Annotated in this window: 17 protein-coding genes; 8 read left to right on the top strand and 9 right to left on the bottom strand. The window is 68.2% G+C overall.

Annotation, left to right across the window (positions count from 1 at the left end; translation table 11 throughout):
* Positions 1–26: 26 nt before the first annotated feature.
* Positions 27–656 (top strand): WHG domain-containing protein, encoded by a 630-nt coding sequence (locus tag PKD06_RS05700; RefSeq protein ID WP_324378473.1) that lies wholly within the window; start codon positions 27–29, stop codon positions 654–656.
* A 52-nt stretch (positions 657–708) separates the two neighbouring features.
* Here the strand turns inward: PKD06_RS05700 and PKD06_RS05705 are convergent, their stop codons facing one another.
* Positions 709–1908 carry a Zn-dependent hydrolase gene (locus tag PKD06_RS05705; protein ID WP_324378475.1) on the bottom strand — a complete coding sequence of 400 codons (1200 nt, stop codon included), beginning with the start codon at positions 1906–1908 and terminating at the stop codon, positions 709–711.
* Positions 1909–2109: 201 nt separating this feature from the next.
* Here PKD06_RS05705 and acs point away from each other — a divergent pair, with 201 nt between their 5' ends.
* Positions 2110–4062 (top strand): acetate--CoA ligase, encoded by a 1953-nt coding sequence (acs, locus tag PKD06_RS05710; protein ID WP_324378477.1) that lies wholly within the window; start codon positions 2110–2112, stop codon positions 4060–4062.
* A gap of 106 nt (positions 4063–4168) precedes the next feature.
* On the opposite strand, the gene PKD06_RS05715 is transcribed toward acs, so the two are convergent.
* Together PKD06_RS05715 and gcvA are read right to left on the bottom strand one after the other, a co-directional pair.
* Positions 4169–4933 (bottom strand): HpcH/HpaI aldolase/citrate lyase family protein, encoded by a 765-nt coding sequence (locus tag PKD06_RS05715; protein WP_324378480.1) that lies wholly within the window; start codon positions 4931–4933, stop codon positions 4169–4171.
* Between the two features lie 71 nt (positions 4934–5004).
* The gene (gcvA, locus tag PKD06_RS05720; RefSeq protein WP_324378482.1) at positions 5005–5898 is read right to left on the bottom strand and encodes a transcriptional regulator GcvA; all 894 of its coding nucleotides are present in this window, start codon (positions 5896–5898) and stop codon (positions 5005–5007) included.
* Positions 5899–6022: 124 nt separating this feature from the next.
* Here gcvA and PKD06_RS05725 point away from each other — a divergent pair, with 124 nt between their 5' ends.
* From PKD06_RS05725 to PKD06_RS05750, 6 genes are all read left to right on the top strand, one after another.
* Positions 6023–6772: an SDR family oxidoreductase gene (locus PKD06_RS05725; protein WP_324378484.1), complete on the top strand. Its 750-nt coding sequence runs from the start codon at positions 6023–6025 to the stop codon at positions 6770–6772.
* 201 nt (positions 6773–6973) lie between these two features.
* On the top strand, positions 6974–7813 hold the full coding sequence (locus PKD06_RS05730) for a transketolase (RefSeq protein ID WP_324378486.1): 840 nt from the start codon (positions 6974–6976) through the stop codon (positions 7811–7813).
* Positions 7810–8844 (top strand): transketolase family protein, encoded by a 1035-nt coding sequence (locus tag PKD06_RS05735; RefSeq protein WP_324378488.1) that lies wholly within the window; start codon positions 7810–7812, stop codon positions 8842–8844. Before PKD06_RS05730 ends, PKD06_RS05735 begins: the two co-directional genes overlap by 4 nt.
* Before the next feature lie 97 nt (positions 8845–8941).
* Entirely contained in the window at positions 8942–9820 is an 879-nt protein-coding gene (locus tag PKD06_RS05740; protein ID WP_324378490.1) for an NAD(P)-dependent oxidoreductase, read from the top strand.
* A gap of 34 nt (positions 9821–9854) precedes the next feature.
* Positions 9855–10877 carry a TRAP transporter substrate-binding protein gene (locus PKD06_RS05745; protein WP_324378492.1) on the top strand — a complete coding sequence of 341 codons (1023 nt, stop codon included), beginning with the start codon at positions 9855–9857 and terminating at the stop codon, positions 10875–10877.
* Positions 10878–11156: 279 nt separating this feature from the next.
* The gene (locus PKD06_RS05750) at positions 11157–13043 is read left to right on the top strand and encodes a TRAP transporter large permease subunit (RefSeq protein WP_324378494.1); all 1887 of its coding nucleotides are present in this window, start codon (positions 11157–11159) and stop codon (positions 13041–13043) included.
* Between the two features lie 124 nt (positions 13044–13167).
* Here PKD06_RS05750 and gmd read toward each other — a convergent pair whose 3' ends face one another.
* From gmd to PKD06_RS05780, 6 genes are read right to left on the bottom strand one after another with little or no spacing between them, the layout of a single operon-like run.
* Positions 13168–14184 carry a GDP-mannose 4,6-dehydratase gene (gmd, locus tag PKD06_RS05755; protein ID WP_324378496.1) on the bottom strand — a complete coding sequence of 339 codons (1017 nt, stop codon included), beginning with the start codon at positions 14182–14184 and terminating at the stop codon, positions 13168–13170.
* 43 nt (positions 14185–14227) lie between these two features.
* Positions 14228–15223 carry a GDP-mannose 4,6-dehydratase gene (locus PKD06_RS05760; protein ID WP_324378498.1) on the bottom strand — a complete coding sequence of 332 codons (996 nt, stop codon included), beginning with the start codon at positions 15221–15223 and terminating at the stop codon, positions 14228–14230.
* A 13-nt stretch (positions 15224–15236) separates the two neighbouring features.
* Positions 15237–16280, bottom strand: coding sequence for a histone deacetylase family protein (locus PKD06_RS05765; protein WP_324378500.1), 1044 nt, complete (start codon positions 16278–16280; stop codon positions 15237–15239).
* A 19-nt stretch (positions 16281–16299) separates the two neighbouring features.
* A complete protein-coding gene (locus PKD06_RS05770) occupies positions 16300–18009 on the bottom strand; it encodes a thiamine pyrophosphate-dependent enzyme (protein ID WP_324378502.1) in 1710 nt (569 codons plus the stop codon).
* Positions 18009–19670: an ABC transporter ATP-binding protein gene (locus tag PKD06_RS05775; RefSeq protein WP_324378504.1), complete on the bottom strand. Its 1662-nt coding sequence runs from the start codon at positions 19668–19670 to the stop codon at positions 18009–18011. Before PKD06_RS05775 ends, PKD06_RS05770 begins: the two co-directional genes overlap by 1 nt.
* On the bottom strand, positions 19667–20503 hold the full coding sequence (locus PKD06_RS05780) for an ABC transporter permease (RefSeq protein ID WP_324378506.1): 837 nt from the start codon (positions 20501–20503) through the stop codon (positions 19667–19669). The genes PKD06_RS05775 and PKD06_RS05780 overlap by 4 nt, the downstream gene beginning before the upstream one ends.
* Position 20504: the final 1 nt, after the last annotated feature.

Below are 20504 nucleotides of genomic sequence, written 5' to 3' on the forward strand. Positions count from 1 at the left end.
CCTTCGGGGCGGGATGCAAGATTAAAATGAGCATCGTTCATAAAAAAACGCGAGGCCGTCCGCCGAAAGAGGAGGCGGCGCGGATCGCGAGCCGGCAGGCGATGATCGAGGCCGCCCTCGACCTCTTGCGGGAAGGCGGCTCGGCGGCGCTCACGGCGCGCGCCGTGAGCGAGCGCTCAGGCGCCGCCATCGGCTCGGTCTATGGCGCCTTCGACAATCTCGAGACGCTGAAATTCGAGGCCAATGCGGTCACGATGCGCCTCCTGCGCGACCATCTGAGCGGCGCGCTCGCCGCCTGCCCCGCGACGGGCGCCGCCGAGCGGCTCCTGTGCCTGGCCGATGCCTATCTCGGCTTTGCCCGCGCGCATCATCACGCCTGGGCGGCGCTCTTCGATCGCCGGAGCATCGAGGCGCCTCCCGCCATCGCGGCGGATATCGCAGCCCTCTTCGCCCTCATCGAATCCGTGCTGGCAGAGCTTCCGGGGGTCGAGCCGGCGTCGATCCCCGTCCTCGCCAAGGCGCTCTGGTCGAGCGTCCACGGCATGGTCTATCTCGGCGAGACCGGCGGCCTCGGGCCGGTCGGCCCGCAGGACATCCCGGCCATGGTCGAGACGCTGGTCCGCGCCACGGTGCGGGGATTCGAGCGGCCGGCCTGACGGAGGGGCCGGGAGTCCGGTCGAACCCGCCCGCGGCTCGGAGCCGGGCGACTCAGCCCTTCAGCACCGCCTCGACGGCGTCGCAATAGACCTGCGCGCCGAGGACGATGTCCTCGTCTGAGGTGTTCTCGGTCCAGTGATGGCTGATGCCGCCGATGGAGGGCACGAACATCATGGCCGCCGGCATCACGCGCGCGAGATATTGGGCATCGTGGCCCGCGCCGCTCGGCATGACGAGCCAGCGCCCGGGCGCCCGCCTCTCCGCCGCGGTTGCCAGCACCTCCTGAAGCCGCTCGTCCATTTTGGCCGGGCGGCTCTGGCCCATGACGTCGAGCGTCATCTCGCACCGGCCCCGGCCGCCCTCCGCGACGAGGCGGCGCAGTTCGCCGTCGAGGCGGTCGAGCACCGCCGGATCGGCGTCGCGGAACTGGAACAGGCATTCCGCCCGCCCCGGAATGATGGACGGCGCGCCCGGCTCGAGAGTGATGCGGCCCGTCGTCCAGACCGTGCGCGGTCCGGCGAGGCCCGGGAAACGGCGGTCGATCTCTCCGAGGAGGCGCGTGATCGCGAGCCCCGCGTCGCGGCGGCGCGCCATGGAGGTCGTGCCGGCGTGATTCTGCTCGCCCAGGGCGACGATTCGGTATTGCCAGATGGCGACGATGGCGCTGACGACGCCGATCTTCAACTCCCCGCTCTCCAGCGTGTCGCCCTGCTCGATATGGGCCTCGAAGAAGGCCCGGTGCCGGCCCGGCTCCACGCGTCGCCGCTCGACGCCCGCAAGGCCCGCCCGCGCCAGGGCGTCGCGGAGCGGCGTGGCGTCGTAGCGATTCGCCAGGCGGTCGATCTCCTCTTCCTCCAGGAGCCCGGTGAAGGAGCGGCTGCCGATGAAGGAGCCGAAATGCCCCTCCTCGTCGCAGAAGGCGGCGACCTCGACGCCCCCGCCGATCGCGCGGGCGGCTTCGAGGCCGTAGACCATGCCGAGTGCCCCATCGAGCCAGCCGGCATGGTTCTGGCTCTCCAGATGGGAGCCGGTCAGCACCTTCGGGCCGCCGCCCGGGGTGCGGCCGTAGACGTTTCCGATGCCGTCGATTTCCGCTTCGAGGCCGGCTTCCGCGAGCCGTCCCCGGAACCAGCGCCGCGCCGCGATGTCCTCCTCGGAGAAGGTCGGGCGATGCACGCCCGTCTTGTACGCTCCGAAGGTTGCGAGGTGCCGGAGATCGGCGAGAACGCGGTCGGAATCGATCTGGGCCATGCTGTTCGTCTCGGTGGCGGCGCCAGATGAGCGCGCGCGCAACGCCCTGGCAAGCCGCTTTCCCGCCCCTTCCGCCGGGTTCGGACAGGAAGTCCGCAACTGGCGCTTGGCGCGGGCGCCGGAGGCGAGTTAGAAGACCGTCAAAGAAGCCAATACCCGCCCTGGAACTGCAAGGGCGGGCCGTGAAGGGGAGTGCGCTCGATGAACGCCAAGACCTATCCCGTTTCCGCCGAATGGGCGAAGCGCGCTCACGTCGACGAGGCGAAATACAGGTCGATGTACGAGCACTCGATCCGGGATCCGGACAGCTTCTGGTTCGAGCAGGGCAATCGAATCGACTGGTTCACCCCCTATTCGAAGGTGAAGAACACCAATTTCGGCCCGGGCGACGTCTCGATCCGCTGGTTCGAGGACGGCGTCACCAACGTCGCCTATAATTGCATCGACCGTCATCTCGAAAAGAGGGGCGACCAGGTCGCGATCATCTGGGAAGGGGACGACCCGAACAAGTCGAAGCACATCACCTATCGCGAGCTGCACGACGAAGTCTGCCGCATGGCGAACGTGCTGCGCAACCGCGGGGTGAAGAAGGGCGACACGGTCACGATCTACCTGCCCATGATTCCCGAGGCCGCCTATGCGATGCTGGCCTGCGCCCGGCTCGGCGCCATCCATTCGATCGTGTTCGGCGGCTTCTCGCCCGACAGCCTCGCGGACCGCATCTCGGGCTGCGAATCGAGGATGGTGATCACGGCCGACGAGGGCCTGCGCGGCGGCCGCGCGGTGGCGCTCAAGGCCAATGTCGACGCCGCCATCGCCCAGGTCGGCAACGTCGACCATGTCGTCGTGGTGCGCCACACGGGCGGCAAGATCGACATGGATCCCGGCCGGGACGTCTATTACGACGAGGCCGCCAAGCTGGTCACGACCGAATGCCCCTGCGAGAAGATGAATGCGGAGGATCCGCTCTTCATCCTCTTCACCTCGGGCTCGACCGGCAAGCCGAAGGGCGTCGTGCACACGACCGGCGGCTATCTCGTCTATGTCTCGATGACGCACGAATACATCTTCGACTACCAGGAAGGCGACATCTACTGGTGCACGGCCGATGTGGGCTGGGTCACGGGCCATTCCTACATCGTCTACGGCCCCCTCGCGAACGGGGCGACGACGCTGATGTTCGAGGGCGTGCCGACCTATCCCTCCGCCTCGCGGTTCTGGGAAGTGATCGACAAGCACAAGGTCAACATCTTCTACACCGCCCCGACCGCCATCCGCGCCCTGATGGGCTCGGGCGAGGAGCTGGTGAAGAAATCCTCCCGCGCCTCGCTGCGCCTCCTCGGCTCGGTCGGCGAGCCGATCAACCCGGAAGCCTGGGAATGGTATTATCGGGTCGTCGGCGACAGCCGCTGCCCGATCGTCGACACCTGGTGGCAGACGGAGACCGGCGGCATCCTGATCTCGCCGCTTCCGGGCGCGATCGCCCAGAAGCCGGGCTCGGCCACCAAGCCCTTCTTCGGCGTCCAGCCCCAGGTGGTGAATGCCGAGGGGCACGTGCTGGAAGGCGCCTGCGAGGGCAACCTCGTGATCGCCGATAGCTGGCCGGGCCAGATGCGCACGGTGTTCCGCGATCACCAGCGCTTCATCGACACCTATTTCTCGCCCTATCCCGGGAAGTACTTCACCGGCGACGGCTGCCGCCGCGACGAGGACGGCTATTACTGGATCACCGGGCGCGTCGACGACGTCATCAACGTCTCCGGCCACCGCATGGGCACCGCCGAGGTCGAATCGGCCCTCGTCGCCCATCCGAAGGTGTCGGAGGCGGCGGTGGTCGGCTATCCGCACGACATCAAGGGCCAGGGCATCTATGCCTATGTCACCCTGATGGCAGGCGAGGAGCATTCCGACGCGCTGCGCAAGGAACTCGTCGTGTGGGTGCGCAAGGAGATCGGGCCGATCGCCACGCCCGACCTCATCCAGTTCGCGCCGGGCCTGCCCAAGACGCGCTCGGGCAAGATCATGCGCCGCATCCTGCGCAAGATCGCCGAGGACGAGTTCGGCAATCTCGGCGACACCTCCACCCTCGCCGAGCCGGCCGTCGTCGACGACCTGATCGAGAACCGCCAGAACCGAACGAAGGAACCGGCCTGACGGGCAGCCCCCGTCACCGTGCTCCGCATGGCCTCCCTTTCCCATTTCGCGGGGAGGGAGGCCGTCCGACGGGCGGTGGAGGGGACGCCTCGCCCTCTGAGACGGCCTATCCCTTGAACCGCGCTGCGAGCGCCTCGGCGTTGCGGGCGAGGAGGCCGAGATCGGCCCCCACCGCCACGAAAACATAACCCCATTCGATATAGCGGCGGGCCTGTTCCTCGTTGCCGGTCAGGATGCCGGCCGGCTTGCCGGTTTTCGCCAGCCGCGCCGCCGCATCCCGGATCGCCTCCTGCACCCGCGGATGCGCCTGGTCGCCGAGATGGCCGAGGGAAGCCGAAAGATCGGCCGGCCCGATAAAGACGCCGTCCACTCCGTCCACCGAGGCGATCTCCTCGAGATTGTCGAGCGCCTCCTGCGTCTCGATCTGGACCAGGACGCAGATCTCCGTCGCGGCGCGCGCATGATAGTCCTTGATCCGCCCGAAGGCGCTCCCGCGCGCGGCCGCCGCCAGGCCGCGGATCCCGTGCGGCGGATAGCGGGTCGCGGCGACCGCCGCCTTCGCTTCCGCGGCGTTCTGCACGAAGGGAAGAAGCAGGGATTGCGCGCCCCCGTCCAGGATGCGCTTGACGAGGACCGGATCGTTCCAGGCCGGCCTCACGATGGGCGTCGAGGGGCTCGTTGCGAGGGCCTGGAGCTGGGCGACCACGTCCGGCAATTCGTTCGGCGAATGCTCGGTGTCGATCAGGATCCAATCGAACCCCGCCCCGCCGATGATCTCGGCGACGAGCGGGCTGCACAGGCTCGACCAGAGGCCGATCTGCCGCTCGCCGCGCGCGATGGCGGCCTTGAAGGCATTGTGTTTCAGCTCCACGGCGCGTTCTCCCGGTTCCGTTCGGACTCATCTCGGCGGCGCCGGGGCGGAATGTCCAGGGCCCTCATCCTCTACATCGCCGTTTCGGCGAGCTGCCCCTCCAGCCATTGGCGAAACGCCTTGATCTTCGGCACGCCCGCCTTGGATTTCAGGAAGAGGAGACGGTGGCAGACGAGGCGCGGCCCCATCATGCCGAAGGGCAGGACGAGGCGCCCCGAATCCAGCTCGCGCTGGATGAGGAGGCGGCTTTCGAGCCCCACCCCGTCCCCGTCCACCGCCGCGCTGATCGCCATGAAGGAGCGGTCGAATCGCGGGCCGCGGCCGGTCGGGATGTCGCGGCCGCCCATCTCGTCGAGCCAGCGGCGCCAGGAGACGAGATTGACCTCCGAGAAGATCAGCGTGTGGCTGCGCAGGTCGTCCAGCGTGCGGATCGGCTTGTCCCGCACGAGGGCCGGCGAGCACAGGACGACGATGGTCTCGAGCGGAAAGGGCACCACCTCGACGCCGGGATCGGGAAAGACCGTGCCGTAGCGGATGGCGAAATCAGCCTGCCCCGCGGCGAGATCGACGCGATCGACCGAGGCGTTCAGGCGTACGTCGACATCGGGATGGAGGGCGCTGTAGCGCGACAGCCGCGGCATCAGCCACTGGGTGGCGTAGCTCGGCACGGAATTGATGGTGAGGATGTCGGCCTTGCCGGTCCGGTCGATGCTGCGGGTGGCTGCCTCCATCATCCCGAAAGCCTCGGCGATCTGCTCCGCATAGCGGCGGCCCGCATCCGTCAGCAGGATCGAGCGATGCACGCGGTGGAAGAGCGGCAGCCCGACCTCGCGCTCGAGGGCCCTGATCTGGTGGCTCACCGCCGAGGGCGTGACCAGGAGCTCCTCCGCCGCGGCGGCGAAGGAGCCCAGCCGCGAGGCGGCTTCGAAACATTGGATGGCCTTGAGCGGTGGCAGCTTGCGCATAGTCAGATGAATTCACCTCATCTATGTCGGAAGTTTATTCGTTTGAACTCTCGATCGCAATCGGGCACCTCTTGACGAACGGATCGGGCCGCATGGACGGTGCGAGCGGACAGGAGGAAATGGCATGCTGCTTCAGGGCAGGATTTGCGCGGTCACGGGTGCCGCGTCCGAGCGGGGCCTCGGCCGGGCGACGGCCAGGCTCTTCGCCGAGCACGGCGCGAAGGTCGCCATCCTCGATCTCGACGAGAATGCCGCGAAGGCCGCCGCCGCCGCGATCGGCCCGGAGCACCGGGGATATGCCTGCAACGTCACCGACAAGGCCGCCTGCCTTGCCGCCGCCGAACGCATCCTCGCCGATTTCGGACGCATCGATGTCCTGGTGAACAATGCCGGCATCACCCAGCCGATCAAGACGCTCGACATCACGCCCGAGAATTACGAGGCGGTGACCGATGTGAGCCTGCGCGGCACGCTCTACATGAGCCAGGCGGCGATCCCGGCCATGCAGAAGGCGGGCGGCGGGGCGATCGTCTGCATGTCCTCGGTTTCAGCCCAGCGCGGCGGCGGGGTCTTCGGCGGACCCCATTACAGCGCCGCGAAGGCGGGCGTCCTCGGCCTCGCCCGCGCCATGGCCCGCGAACTCGGCCCCTCCGGCATCCGCGTGAACTCGATCACGCCCGGCCTCATCCAGACCGACATCACCCAGGGCAAGCTCTCCCCCGAGATGAAGGCGGAGATCCTCAAGGGCATCCCGCTGAACCGGCTCGGTGATGCGATCGACGTTGCGCGCATCTGCCTGTTTCTCGCCTCCGATCTTTCGTCTTACGTCACCGGCGCCACGATTGACGTGAACGGCGGCATGTTGATCCACTAGAATTCACCCAGCCCCCGCTTCTCCCCGCTCGCGGGGAGAAGCCGAGTTGAGCGTCAGCGAAACCGGATGAGGGGTCCTCGAAACGAGCCGCTATCGGATGCCCACCCCTCACCCGGAGCGCTGCCGCGCTCTCGACCTCTCCCCGCCAGCGGGGAGAGGAGACAGTGGGCCGAAGCGAAATACGAAGGGAGATACCCACAGATGACCCAGATCGGTCACAACGTGACCCTGGCCGAGCGAGCCCGGCGCATCCGGCGCCATGCGCTCCGCATGGGCGAGGTCCAGGGACAGGGCTATATCGCGCAGGCGCTCGGCGTCGCCGACGTGCTCGCCGTGTCCTATTTCCACGCGACCAACTACCGGCCCGAGGATCCCGAATGGGAGGAGCGGGACCGCTTCTGCCTCTCGATCGGCCACTACGCCATCGCGCTCTACGCGGCGCTGATCGAGGCCAAGATCATCCCCGAGGACGAGCTGGAGACCTACGGCACCGACGACAGCCGCCTGCCGATGTCGGGCATGGCCGCCTATACGCCCGGCATGGAGATCACCGGCGGCTCGCTCGGCCACGGGCTCGGCATCTGCGTCGGCATGTGCCTCGCGCTGAAGCGCAAGAAGTCGAAGAGCTTTGTCTACAACCTGTTCTCGGACGGGGAGCTGGACGAGGGCTCGACCTGGGAGGCGGCAATGTCGGCAGGCTCCCACAAGCTCGACAACCTCATCGGCATCGTCGACGTGAACCAGATGCAGGCCGATGGCCCGTCCACCTCGATCATGAACTTCGAGCCCCTGGCGCCGAAATTCGAGGCCTTCGGCTGGTTCACGCAGAGGGTCGACGGCAACGACATCGAGGCGCTGGTCAAGGCTTTCGACGCCGCTCGGAATCACGAGGGAGCCCGGCCCCGCATCATCATCTGCGACACCAAGATGGCGAAGGGCGTCCCCTTCCTCGAGGCGCGTGAGCGCAATCACTTCCTGCGCGTCGAGCCGCACGAATGGACCGAAGCCCTCAAGATCATCGACGCGGGAGTGGCCCCATGAGACGCTCGAAATACATCCGCCCGGCTCATCTCAGCGGTGGCGCCTCCGACCGGCCGCGGCTCACGACCTCGGCCATGATCGCCTCGATCGCGGGCGCGGACCAGAAGACGAAGCCGGCTCCTTTCGGCCATGCCCTGGCGAAGCTCGCCGGGACGAACGAGCGCATCGTGGGCCTGACGGCGGATCTCGCCAAGTACACGGACCTGCACGTTTTCCGGGACGCCTACCCGGACCGCTTCTACCAGATGGGCATGGCCGAGCAGCTTCTCATGATGGCGGCGGCCGGCATGGCGCGGGAAGGCTTCCAGGCATGGGCGACGACCTATGCCGTCTTCGCCTCGCGCCGCGCCTATGACTTCATCTGCCTCGCCATCGCCGAGGAGATGCTGGACGTGAAGATCGTCTGCGCCCTTCCTGGCCTCACGACCGGCTACGGCCCGAGCCACCAGGCGACCGAGGACGTCGCGATGTTCCGCGGCATGCCGAACCTGACCATCATCGATCCCTGCGACGCGCTGGAGATCGAGCAGGCGGTGCCGGCCATGTCTGCCCACAAGGGGCCGGTCTATATGCGCCTCCTGCGCGGCAACGTGCCCGTCGTCCTCGACGAATACGGCTACAAGTTCGAACTCGGGAAGGCGAAGCTCCTGCGCGACGGCAAGGATACCCTCATCATCTCCTCGGGCCTCATGACCATGCGGGCCCTGGAGGCTGCCAAGGAGCTGCGGAAGGACGGGGTCGATGCGGCCGTGCTCCACGTGCCGACCATCAAGCCGCTCGACGAGGCGACGATCCTCGCCGAATGCGGCAAGGGCGGGCGCCTCGTGGTCGTGGCCGAGAACCACACCGTGATCGGCGGCCTCGGCGAGGCGGTGGCGGGCACGCTGATGCGCTCGAACGTGCGGCCGGCAGCCTTCCGCCAGATCGCCCTGCCCGACGCCTTCCTGGAGGCGGGCGCGCTGCCGACGCTGCACGACCAGTACGGGCTCTCGACCAGCACGGTCGCGGCCGCCGTCAAGGGCTGGCTGTGACGGGCAGAAAAATGATCGTTCCGGGTCGCCGCAGGCGCGCCCGGAACGATGGGCCGAAGGTCTCGGCGCGAGGTGCGCCGCAGCCGGGGAGGAACACGTGAAGACCATCGCCTTCGCCGGGCTCGGCGCCATGGGGCGGCCCATGGCCCGCAACCTCCTGAAAGCCGGCTTCACCGTCCGCGGCTGCGACGTGAACCCCGCCGGCCTCGCCGATCTCGAGGCGGCGGGCGGCATCTCCTGCGCCTCGGCCGCGCAAGCCTTCGCGGGGGCTGACGCCATCGTGCTGATGGTGGTCAACGCCGCCCAGGCCGAGGCGGTGCTCTTCACCGACGACGCCCTTGCCGCCGCTCCGGCGCATGCCGTCATCTGCCTCATGGCGACTTGCCCTCCCCAGCAGGTGCAAAAGATCGCCGGCCGCGTCGCGGCGACCGGCCGCCGCTTCGTCGATTCTCCCGTCTCGGGCGGGGTGGTCGGCGCCGAGGCCGCGAGCCTCACCATCATGGCGGCCGCGCCCGCGGACGTCTTCGAGGCGGCCCGGCCGGTCCTCGAAGCGATGGGCAGCCGCACGCTCCATGTCGGCGACAAGCCCGGCCAGGGCGCGACGGTGAAGACCGTCAACCAGCTCCTCTGCGGCGTCCATATCGCGGTTGCGGCCGAGGCGCTCTCGCTCGCCGAGAAGATCGGGGTCGATACCCGCACCATGCTCGGCATCCTGGTCGGCACCTCGGCGGGAAGCTGGATGCTGAAGGATCGCGGGCCGCGCATGCTCGAATCCGATCCCGAGGTGACGAGCGCGGTCGATATCTTCGTGAAGGACCTCGGCATCGTGCTCGAGGCGGGGCGCGAGACCAAGGCGGCGCTGCCGATGACGGCTCTCGCCTTCCAGCTCTTCAACTCGACCTCCGGCCGCGGCGCGGGCGCCGCCGACGACAGCCAGGTCATCCGCGCCTACCGTGCCCTCAACGGCACGGCCTGACGGCCCGCATTCCCAAATCACAAAGGAGGAAACGATGACGACATCCCGCTTCACCCCGAGCCGCCGCACGGTGCTGGCCGGCGCGGCCGCCGTGCCGCTGGTCACGATCCTGAAATGGCCGGCGAGCGCGGCCGAGTTCGAGATGAAATACGCCACCGGCCAGGACCCGACCCATCCGGTCAATACCCGCGCGCAGGAAGCGCTGAACCGCATCCGCGAGGCGACCTCCGGCCGCGTCGACATCAAGCTCTTCCCGGCCAACCAGCTCGGCTCCGACAGCGATCTCCTGACCCAGGTCCGCAACGGCTCGGTGGAGTTCTTCAACCTCTCCTCGATGATCCTGGCGACCTTCGTGCCGCTGTCGGGCATCGCGAGCCTCGGCTTCGCCTTCAAGAACTACGACGAGGTCTGGCAGGCGATGGACGGCGATCTCGGCAACCACGTCCGGGCCGAGATCGCGAAGACCCCGATCTTCGCCGTGTCCCGGATCTGGGACAACGGCTTCCGCCACATCACCTCCTCCACCCGCGAGATCAGGACGGCGGAGGATCTCAAGAGCTTCAAGATCCGCGTGCCCCTCGCCCCGCCGCTCACCTCGCTCTTCAAGGCGCTCGGCGCGGCGCCGTCGCCCATCAACTTCAACGAGGTCTATACCTCGCTCCAGACCAAGGTCGTCGAAGGCCAGGAGAACCCGCTCGCGATCATCGCGACGACGCGCCTCTACGAGGTGCAGAAGACGTGCAGCCTGACCGGCCATGTCTGGGACGGCTATTGGGTGCTCGGCAACAAGCGCGCCTTCAACCGGCTCCCGGCCGATCTCCAGGCCGTCGTCAGCCGCGAGATCGACAAGTCGGCCCTCGATCAGCGGGCCGACGTCGCCAAGCTCAACGAGAGCCTGAAGACCGACCTGAAGGAGAAGGGGCTCACTTTCATCGAGGTGCAGCAGGACGATTTCCGCAAGGCGCTCGCCGCCACGACCTTCTATGCCGAGTGGAAGCAGAAATACGGGCCGGCCGCCTGGGAGATGCTGGAAAAGGTCTCCGGCAAGCTCGGCTAGGCCGCGCCGGTTCCCCAAGGAGGCGGCAGCACGCTTCAGGCCGCTGCCGCCGCGCGTCGCTTGCGGGAGAGGGAGATCTGCCTTCCCGCGAAACGCCGCCCGATTCGGGCGGCGATGCTCCCATGCTGGGGGCAATGTGGGGCCCGGGGTTTCACCCGGGTTCCGGGCCGCCTAGAGACTATGAGGGGCCGGCGCCGAGAATATCCCGATCTCATCCGGGAGGTGGCGGCTCCCGGTGTGGTGGGGCGAATAAAACAGAGACCAGGGAGGGATTGCGACATGGCGAGCTTTGCGACCGACGGCGAGGGAGCCGGTGCTGCTGGACCTTTGCGCGATCCCCATAGGGGCTGGCCGGCGACGCTCGACCGCTTCTTCGGCCCTCTCGTCGAGCTGCCCGCCGCGGCGCTCGTCCTGGCCGAGGTCGTCGTCCTCCTCATGGGAGTGATCTGGCGCTACGTGCTGCACAAGCCGCTGATCTGGTCGGACGAGCTGGCCTCCATCCTCTTCCTCTGGCTCGCGATGCTGGGCTCGGTGGTCGCGCTGCGGCGCGGCGAGCACATGCGCATGACCGCGATCGTCGGCATGATGAAGCCGCGAGCCCGCGCCTTCCTCGACCTGATCGCCATCGCGGCGGCTCTCGCCTTCCTGGCCCTGGTGCTGCATCCGGCGATCGAATTCGCCGAGGACGAGGTCTTCGTCACCACGCCCGCCCTCGAAATCGCCAATTCCTGGCGCGCCGCGGCGCTGCCGATCGGGATCGCCCTGATGATCATCACGGCCGTGATCCAGCTCTTCCGCTACGGGCGCGTGCGGGACGTCGCGATCGCCCTGGGGACAGTCGCCGTGGTGGCCGGCCTCGTCAGCCTGATCGGGCCGTCCTTCAAGGCGTTCGGCAACTGGAACCTCCTGATCTTCTTCGTCGGCGGCGTCGGGATCATGGTGCTCGCGGGCGTGCCGATCGCCTTCTCCTTCGGCCTTGCCACCTTCGCCTATCTGTCGCTCACCACCACCACCCCGACCGTCGTCGTGGTCGGGCGCATGGACGAGGGCATGAGCCACCTCATCCTGCTCGCCGTCCCGCTCTTCGTCTTCCTCGGCCTTCTGATTGAGATGACCGGCATGGCCCGCGCCATGGTCGGGTTCCTGGCGAGCCTGCTCGGCCATGTGAAGGGCGGCCTGTCCTACGTGCTGATCGGCGCGATGTATCTCGTCTCCGGCATCTCGGGCTCGAAGGCGGCCGACATGGCGGCGGTCGCCCCGGTCCTCTTCCCGGAGATGAAGGCGCGCGGCGCCAAGCCCGGCGACCTCCTCGCGCTGCTCTCGGCCACCGGCGCACAGACCGAGACCATCCCGCCCTCGATCGTCCTCATCACGATCGGCTCGGTGACGGGCGTGTCCATCGCGGCCCTCTTCACCGGGGGCATGCTGCCGGCCGTCGTCCTTGGCCTCACCCTCATGGGCCTCGTCTGGTGGCGCTACCGGGACGAGGACCTGTCCAACGTGCGCCGCGCCACCTGGGGCGAGATCGGCAAGGCCTTCCTGATCTCGCTGCCCGCCATCGCGCTGCCCTTCATCATCCGGGCGGCCGTCATCGAGGGCGTCGCCACGGCGACGGAGGTCTCCACCATCGGCATCGCCTATGCCGTCGTGGCCGGGCTCCTGATCTACCGCCAGTTCGACTGGAGGCGGCTCTATCCGATGCTGGTCGACACGGCCTCGCTCTCGGGCGCGATCCTGCTGATCATCGGCGCGGCGACCGGCATGGCCTGGGCGCTCACGCAGTCCGGCTTCTCGACGGCGCTCGCCGATTTCATGAAGCATCTGCCCGGCGGCATCCCGACCTTCCTCGCCGTCTCGATCTTCGCCTTCATCGTGCTCGGCTCGGTGCTGGAGGGCATCCCGGCCATCGTGCTCTTCGGCCCGCTCCTTTTCCCCATCGCGCGGGACGTGGGCGTGCACGAGGTGCATTATGCCATGGTGGTGGTCCTGGCGATGGGCATCGGCCTCTTCGCCCCGCCCTTCGGCGTCGGCTACTATGCCGCCTGCGCGATCAGCCGCATCCATCCCGACGAGGGCATGAAGCCGATCGTCGGCTACATGATCGCCCTCTTCATCGGCCTCGTCATCGTCGCCGCCGTGCCGTGGATCTCGATCGGGTTCCTCTGAGGGAGCCCGGCGAGGGTCCCGTCCTAGATCGCGATGACGCTTCGTTGAATCGTCATCACGATCTATCCTTTTGTTTGAGCATGATCTTTTCTGAAAGCCGGCATCCACTTCTCAGGATCATGCTCTAGAAGCTGCCCTGAGTCCCCGCCGGGGACATCGGGCGGGCGGCCCGGAGCCTCGCGAGGTCGGCCTCGACCATCTCGCGAATGAGCTGGTCGAGTGAGATCTCCGGCTTCCAGCCCAGGACGCGCCGGGCCTTGGCGGGATTGCCGAGCAGGACATCCACCTCGGCCGGCCGGAAAAAGGCAGGGTCGACGACGACGTGGTCGTCGGCCCTGAGGCCCACCGCCTCGAAGGCGATCTCGCACATCTCCCGCACGGTGCTGGTGCGGCCGGTCGCGACCACGTAGTCGTCCGGCTGGTCCTGCTGGAGCATCATCCACATCGCCCGGACATAGTCCCGGGCATGGCCCCAGTCGCGCCTGGCGTCGATGTTGCCGAGGCGCAGCTCCGTCTCCAGGCCGAGCTTGATCCGGGCCGCGCCGTCCGTGACCTTGCGGGTCACGAACTCGATGCCGCGCAAAGGCGATTCATGGTTGAACAGGATGCCGCTGGAGGCGTGCATGCCGAAGCTCTCGCGATAATTCACCGTCGACCAATGGGCGAAGAGCTTGGCGACCCCGTAGGGCGAGCGGGGATAGAAGGGCGTCGATTCGCTCTGGACCGTCTCCTGGGCCAGCCCGAACATCTCCGAGGAGGACGCCTGGTAGAACCGCGCCTTCGGCCTCGTCAGGCGCAGCGCCTCCAGCACGTTCAGCGCTCCGATGCCCGTCACCTCGGCGGTCAGGATCGGCTGCTGCCAGGACGACATCACGAAGGATTGCGCGGCGAGATTGTAGACTTCGTCCGGCTGCGTCTCCTGCACGATCCGGCACAGGCTGGAGAGATCGAGCAGGTTGCCGTCGAACAGCGTCACGGCATCGCGGATTCCGAGCCATTTCAGGCGATGATCGAAGATGCCGGCATGGCTCGAGCGCCGCACGACGCCGAACACCTCGTAGCCCTTTTCCAGCAGAAGCTGCGCGAGATAGGTCCCGTCCTGGCCGGAAATGCCGGTGATGAGGGCGCGCCTCTTTGACATCGCTCATGCCTTCATGTTCGACGGACGTCGTCTTCGCCCTGTTCTACACCCGGGCCGCGGCCTGCCGCGCATGGGCCAGGATGTCGCGCAGCGTCTCCTCGATCGGATGCGCCGGCCGCCAGCCCGCCACCTCCCGAAGCAGGTCGCTGCGGCCGATGGCGACAGGAATGTCGGAGGGCCGCAGCCTCGCCTCGTCGGGCCGGATCTCGAAAGGAGCCCCGGCCTGCGCCTTCAGCAAGGTGAGAAGGTCGGCGATCCGCCAGCCGGTCCCCGACGAGACGTTGAAAACGCTGCGCATCTTCAGCGACGGCGCTCGGGCGAGAAGGGCGAGATAGGCTGCGCAAACGTCGCGCACGTCCAGGAAATCCCGCACGGCATCGAGATTGCCCACCATCATCACGGGCGGCTGCGCGCCTCTCTCGATCCGGGCGATCTGGGCGGCGAAGGCAGGGAGGACGAAGCGCTCGTCCTGGCCTCGGCCCGTATGGTTGAAAGCGCGCGTGACGATCAGGCGGTTCTCGGGGCCGAGCACGTCGCGGAGCATCTCCTCGGCGGCGGCTTTCGAGCGGGCATAGGCGTTCTGCGGGCGCAGGGGCGTGCCCTCCGAGGCCTCGCCGTCCCGGAAGCTCGCGCCGTAGGTTTCGCCCGAGCTGGTGAACAGGAATGTCGCCCGCGGCGCGAGGCGGGCGCAGGCGGCGGCGAGCGCGAAGGTGCCGTCGAAATTGACGCGCCACGTCGCCTCGGCCTGCGCCTGGCTCGCGCCGACGGAAGCCTGGGCGGCGAGGTGAAGGATGCAGTCGGGTGCAAAGTCCCGCACGATCGCGGCGACCGATTCCCGGTCGTCGATCTCCGCCTCGGCGACCGCCCAGTCTGCGCCGGGCGCGGGCGAGCCCGGCCGCACCAGCATCAGCCGGGACAGGCCGGGTGCGGCGGCGGACAGCATCGGGGCCAGATGGGTGCCGACGAAGCCGTTCCCTCCCGTCAGGAGAAGACGGGAAAAAGGAAGTCCGGGCGATCGAGGCGCGGCCGCTGCTTGCATATTCAAGCAGGCTCTAAGCTCGCATGCCCCTGATGAAGCCTTCGAGGCAGTCGCCGATGACGGAGATCTGGTAGCCGCCTTCCTGAACGACCGCGGTCGGCAGGCGCAGGGAGCCGATCGCCCGTCCCGCCTTCTCGAACGCCTCCGTCGTCACTTCGACCATGCTCAACGGGTCCTCGACATGGGTATCGTAGCCGAGGGCGATCACCACCGCCTCCGCGCCGAAGGCCGCCACGGCTTCGGCGCCTCTGCGCACGGCGGCCAGGAAGGCGTCGTCGCCGCTCGCGGGCGCCAGCGGGATATTGAGGTTGTACCCCTCGCCGGGGCCGTATCCGGTTTCATGCGGACGCCCGGTGAAGAAGGGATTGTAGAAATCCGTATCCACGTGAACCGACACTGTCATCACGTCGCTGCGGCGGTAGAAGATTTCCTGCGTCCCGTCGCCATGATGCGCGTCGATGTCCAGCACGGCTACCTTTGCGAACCTGCCGCGGAGGCGCTGCGCGGCGATCGCGGCGTTGTTCATGTAGCAGAAGCCGCTCGCCCGGTCGGCGCGGCAATGGTGGCCGGAGGGCCGGCACAAAGCATAGGCGAGGGGCTCGCCCGCGAGGACGGCATCCGCCGCCGCCGCCGCCGTATGGGTGGAGCGAAGGGCGGAGCGGTAGGTGAACTCGCTGATCGGAACGGCGAGGTCGCCGAGATAATAGCCCGTCTGCGCCAGGAGCTGATGGGTGGGGCAGGGCGGGCGCGCCTCCCGCGAGGGATCCCCGTTCCAATAGGGGAAGGTATTGGGCAGCACCTCGGGCCCGTGATCCGGCAATTCGAGCCAGCGCCGATAGGCCGTCTCCAGGTAGTCCAGGTAATGGGCCGGATGGATGGTGCTCGCCGGCCTACGTCCGAGATCGGGCGGCGCCTCGGGCTCGACGCCGAGCCTGCCCAGGGCGCCGAGCAGCTTTTCCGTTCGGACGGGGATGTCGGTGGGATCGGCGAGGCGTCCGAAGCGCATGAACTGGCGCGGGGAATGGAGGGCCTGGTCGGGATGATAGAATGCGCGCATCTTCGTGTTCCGCGATCTCTCAAACGGCTTTTGCGGCTTGGGCCGCCGCAGTGATCGCGCTCAGCCGCGTGTCGGGGGTGATGTATTCGACATCGTAGCGCAGTTCGATGAGCGCGGGCTGCCGGAGGGTGCGGGCGGCCTCGCGGGCGCGCGCCAGGGCGGCGGGGAAGTCCGCGGTGCGCTCCACGACCTCGCCGGAGGCGCCGTAGCTGCGGGCGAGGGCGGCGAAGTCGGGATTGTCGAGGTTCAGCGAGAAGGGCTGGGCGGGATAGTCCCGCTCCTGGTGGGCGCGGATCGTTCCCCAGGCGCGGTTGTTGCAGACGAGGATGACGATCCCGAGCCGGTGCTGCATGGCGGTTCCGACCTCCTGCATCGTCATCTGGAAGCAGCCGTCTCCCGCGAAGGCGAAGGCTTCCCGCTCGGGAAAGGCGAGCTTGGCCGCGATCGCAGCCGGCAGGCCGTAGCCCATCGAGCCGCAGATGGGCGAGGCCTGTGTGCCGAGATGCGAGAATTGCAGGAAGCGGTGCGGAAAGAGGGCGAAATTGCCCGCCCCGACCGAGACGAACGCATCCTGCGGCAGCACCTCGGCCATGTGCAGGCAGGCCGTGGACAGGTCGAAGCCCGAATCGGAGGGCGGTGCCTCGCGCGAGCGGCGGTAATCCTCGTTGGCCGCCTTCGCGGCTCCCGACCAGTTCAGGGGGCCGTCCGGCCGCAGCTCCGCGAGCGCGGCCGCGATGCCCACGGGATCGGCATTGATGGCGAGGGCGGGCCGATAGACCTTGCCCAGCTCGGCGGCGTCGGGGTGGATATGGACCAGCTTCTGGCGCGGCTGCGGGCTCTGCACGAGCCGGTAGCCTTCGGTGGTCGGCTCGTCGAGGCGCGAGCAGACCGAGATCAGGAGATCGGCCTCCGCCACGCGCTCGGCGAGGGCGCGGTCGGTGCCGTAGCCGACATGGCCCGCGAAATTCGGATGGCGGTTGTCGAAGACCTCCTGGCGCCGCCAGGACACGCCGACCGGCAGGTCGAAACGCTCGGCGAAGGCCGCGAGCCCGGCCTGTGCCTCTTCCGTCCAGCCGGTGCCCCCGGCGACGACGAAGGGCCGCCGGGCCTCGCCCAGGAGGCGCGCGAGAGCGGCCATCTCCTGCGGATGCGGGATGGGATGCGCCGGCGCGAAGGGCGCGAGATCGGCCACCGCCGCGCGCGCGAGCAGGGTGTCCTCGGGCAGCGCCAGGACCACCGGCCCCGGACGCCCGCTGCGGCTCTCCGAGAAGGCGCGGGCCACGAATTCGGGGATGCGGTCGATCCGGTCGATCTGGGCGACCCATTTCGCCACCGGCCCGAACATCTGGCGATAGTCGATCTCCTGGAAGCAGGCCCTCTCCGTCGTGTCGGAGCCGATCTGGCCGATGAACAGGATCATCGGGGTTCCGTCCTGGCGGCCCACATGAAGCCCGATCGAGGCGTTGGTGGCGCCCGGTCCGCGCGTCACGAAGCAGATGCCGGGCCGGCCCGTCAGCTTGCCATAGGCTTCCGCCGCATAGGCGGCGCCGCCTTCCTGCCGGAAGGCCACCGTGCGGATGCGGTCCGCCCGCGTGCGCAGCGCCTCGATGCAGGGGAGGTAGCTCTCGCCCGGCACCATGAAGACCGTGTCCACCCCGTGCAGCTCGAGCTGCCGCACGAGGATCTCGCCGCCATGGGCGTCGACGGGAGAAGCTTGCGCCGAAGACATCAGAGAATTTCCTCGCGTTCCGGATGAACGGCTTTCTGCGGGTCCCAGCCCTGGCCCGGAATGGCGGCGATCAGGCGCTGGGTGTATTCGTGCCGGGGGGCGTCGAAGATCTGCGAGGGCGGCCCGGCCTCGACCACCTCGCCCCGGCGCATCACCATGATGCTGTCGCAGATCTGCGCGGCGACACGCAGGTCGTGCGTGATGAAGATCATGCCGAGCTTCAGATTGTCCTGGACCTCCTTGAGGAGCTTCAGGACCTGCTCCTGCACCGACACGTCGAGGGCGGAGACGCTCTCGTCGGCGATCAGCACCTCGGGATCGAGCGCGAGGGCCCGCGCGATGCCGACCCGCTGACGCTGGCCGCCGGAGAATTCGTGCGGATAGCGGTCATAGGCGGAGGGATCGAGGCCCACGCGGGCGAGCAGTTGCTCGGCGCGGCCGCGGGCCTCCTCGAGGCCGACCCCGTTCGCGAGCGGGCCGTCGATCAGGATCCGGCCGATCGTCTGGCGGGGATTGAGCGAGGCGAAGGGGTCCTGGAAGATCATCTGGAGCTTGCGCCGCAGCGGACGGAAGGCCGAGGGCGAGAGCCCGGCGATGTCCTGGCCGCGATACAGGATCTGGCCGGAATCGCTCTCGATGAGCTTCAGGATCGCGCGGCCGAGCGTCGACTTGCCGGAGCCGGATTCGCCGACGACCCCGAGCGTCTGCCCGGCCGCGAGCTTCAGGCTGACGTCGCGGAGCGCCGGGATGTCGCGGGCCTTGGAGAACAGGCCGCCCCCGCGATGATAGGTCTTGCTCAGGCTGCGGATTTCGAGGAGCAGCTTCTCCTCCGCGCCCTCTTCCGGGACATCGCTCTCTTCTCCCCTGCGATGCGGCACGGCCGCGATCAGGCGGCGCGTATAGGGGTGGCGCGGGGCGTTCAGGACCTGGCCGGCCGGGCCGGCTTCCACCACCAGCCCCTTCTCCATCACCACGACGCGGTCCGCGATGTCGGCGACCACGCCGAAATCATGCGTGACGAACATCACGCCCATCCCCTTCGCCCGCTGGATGCGCTTGATCAGCTCGATGATCTGGGCCTGGGTCGTGACGTCGAGGGCCGTGGTCGGCTCGTCCGCGATCAGGATGGACGGCTCGAGCGCCAGGGCCATGGCGATGACGACCCGCTGCCTCTGCCCGCCGGACAGGCGGAAGGGATAGGTGTTCCGCAGCGTCGGAGGATCGGGCAATCCGACATAGTCGAGCAATTCGAGGACCCGCGCCGTCCGCTTCGCGGCATCCTTCTCGCCGTGGACGAGCATGACCTCGTCGATCTGCTCGCCGACGGTCATCAGCGGGTTCAGGGCCGAGAGCGGCTCCTGGAAGATCATCGCGATCTCGCGCCCGCGCAACTCGCGCAGCTCCTCCTGCGGGCGGGCGAGCAGGTCCCGGCCGCCATAGACGATGTTGCCCGCCGAGGGCTTCAGGTAGGGCGGCAGCAAGCCCATGATGGCATTGGCCGTCATGGATTTGCCGGAGCCGGATTCGCCGACGACGCAGAGGATTTCGCCCCGCGCGAGGTCGTAGCTGATATCCCGCACGGCATAGGGCCGGTCGGATTCGACGGGCAGGGGGATGGAGAGGCCCCTGACGCTCAGGAGGGGCTCGGCCGCCGAGGTCAATGTCGCCTCCCGCGCAGATGGGGGTTCATCACGTCGTTGATGCCCTCGCCGATCAGGTTGATCGACAGGACCGCGAGCAGGATCGCGATCCCGGGGAAGAAGCTCATCCACCACGCCTCGCGCAGCATCGTGCGCGCGGCGCCGATCATGAAGCCCCAGCTCATCATGTTGCGGTCGCCGAGGCCCAGGAACGAGAGCGCGCTTTCGGTGAGGATCGCGGTCGCGACCATCAGCGAGGCGGTCACGATGATGGGGGAGACGGCGTTCGGAAGGATCTGGGTCAGGATGATGCGCGAGGGCTTCTGCCCGATCACGACGGCCGCCTTCACGAATTCGCGCTCGCGCAGGCTCAGGAACTCCGCCCGCACGAGGCGGGCCACGCTCGGCCAGGACACGGCCGCGATGGCCAGCGTGATCGAGACGAGGCTCGGGCTGAAGATCGCGACCAGGACCACCGCCATCGCGAAGGCCGGGATGATCTGGAAGAACTCGGTGAAGCGCATCAGGAGGTCGTCGATGCGCCCGCCGTGGAAGCCGGCCACGGCCCCGATGCCGACGCCGATGAGGACGGCGACCAGCGTCGAGATGACCCCGATCAGGAGCGACACCTTCGCGCCGTGCGCGATGCCGGTCGCGATGTCCCGGCCGAGCATGTCGGTGCCGAGCGGGAAGGCGGATTCCTCGAAGGGCGGCAGCATCGGCGGGCCGACGCTGTTCCACGGATTGCCCGGGAACAGGACCGGGGCCAGGATCGCCATGGCGACGATGAGCGCGAGAATGAGCGCTCCGAGGACCGCCCCGTAATTGCGCGAGAAGCGTTTGAGGTTCTGCATG

Source organism: Enterovirga sp. (genome assembly GCF_035325185.1).
Lineage (GTDB): Bacteria > Pseudomonadota > Alphaproteobacteria > Rhizobiales > Beijerinckiaceae > Enterovirga.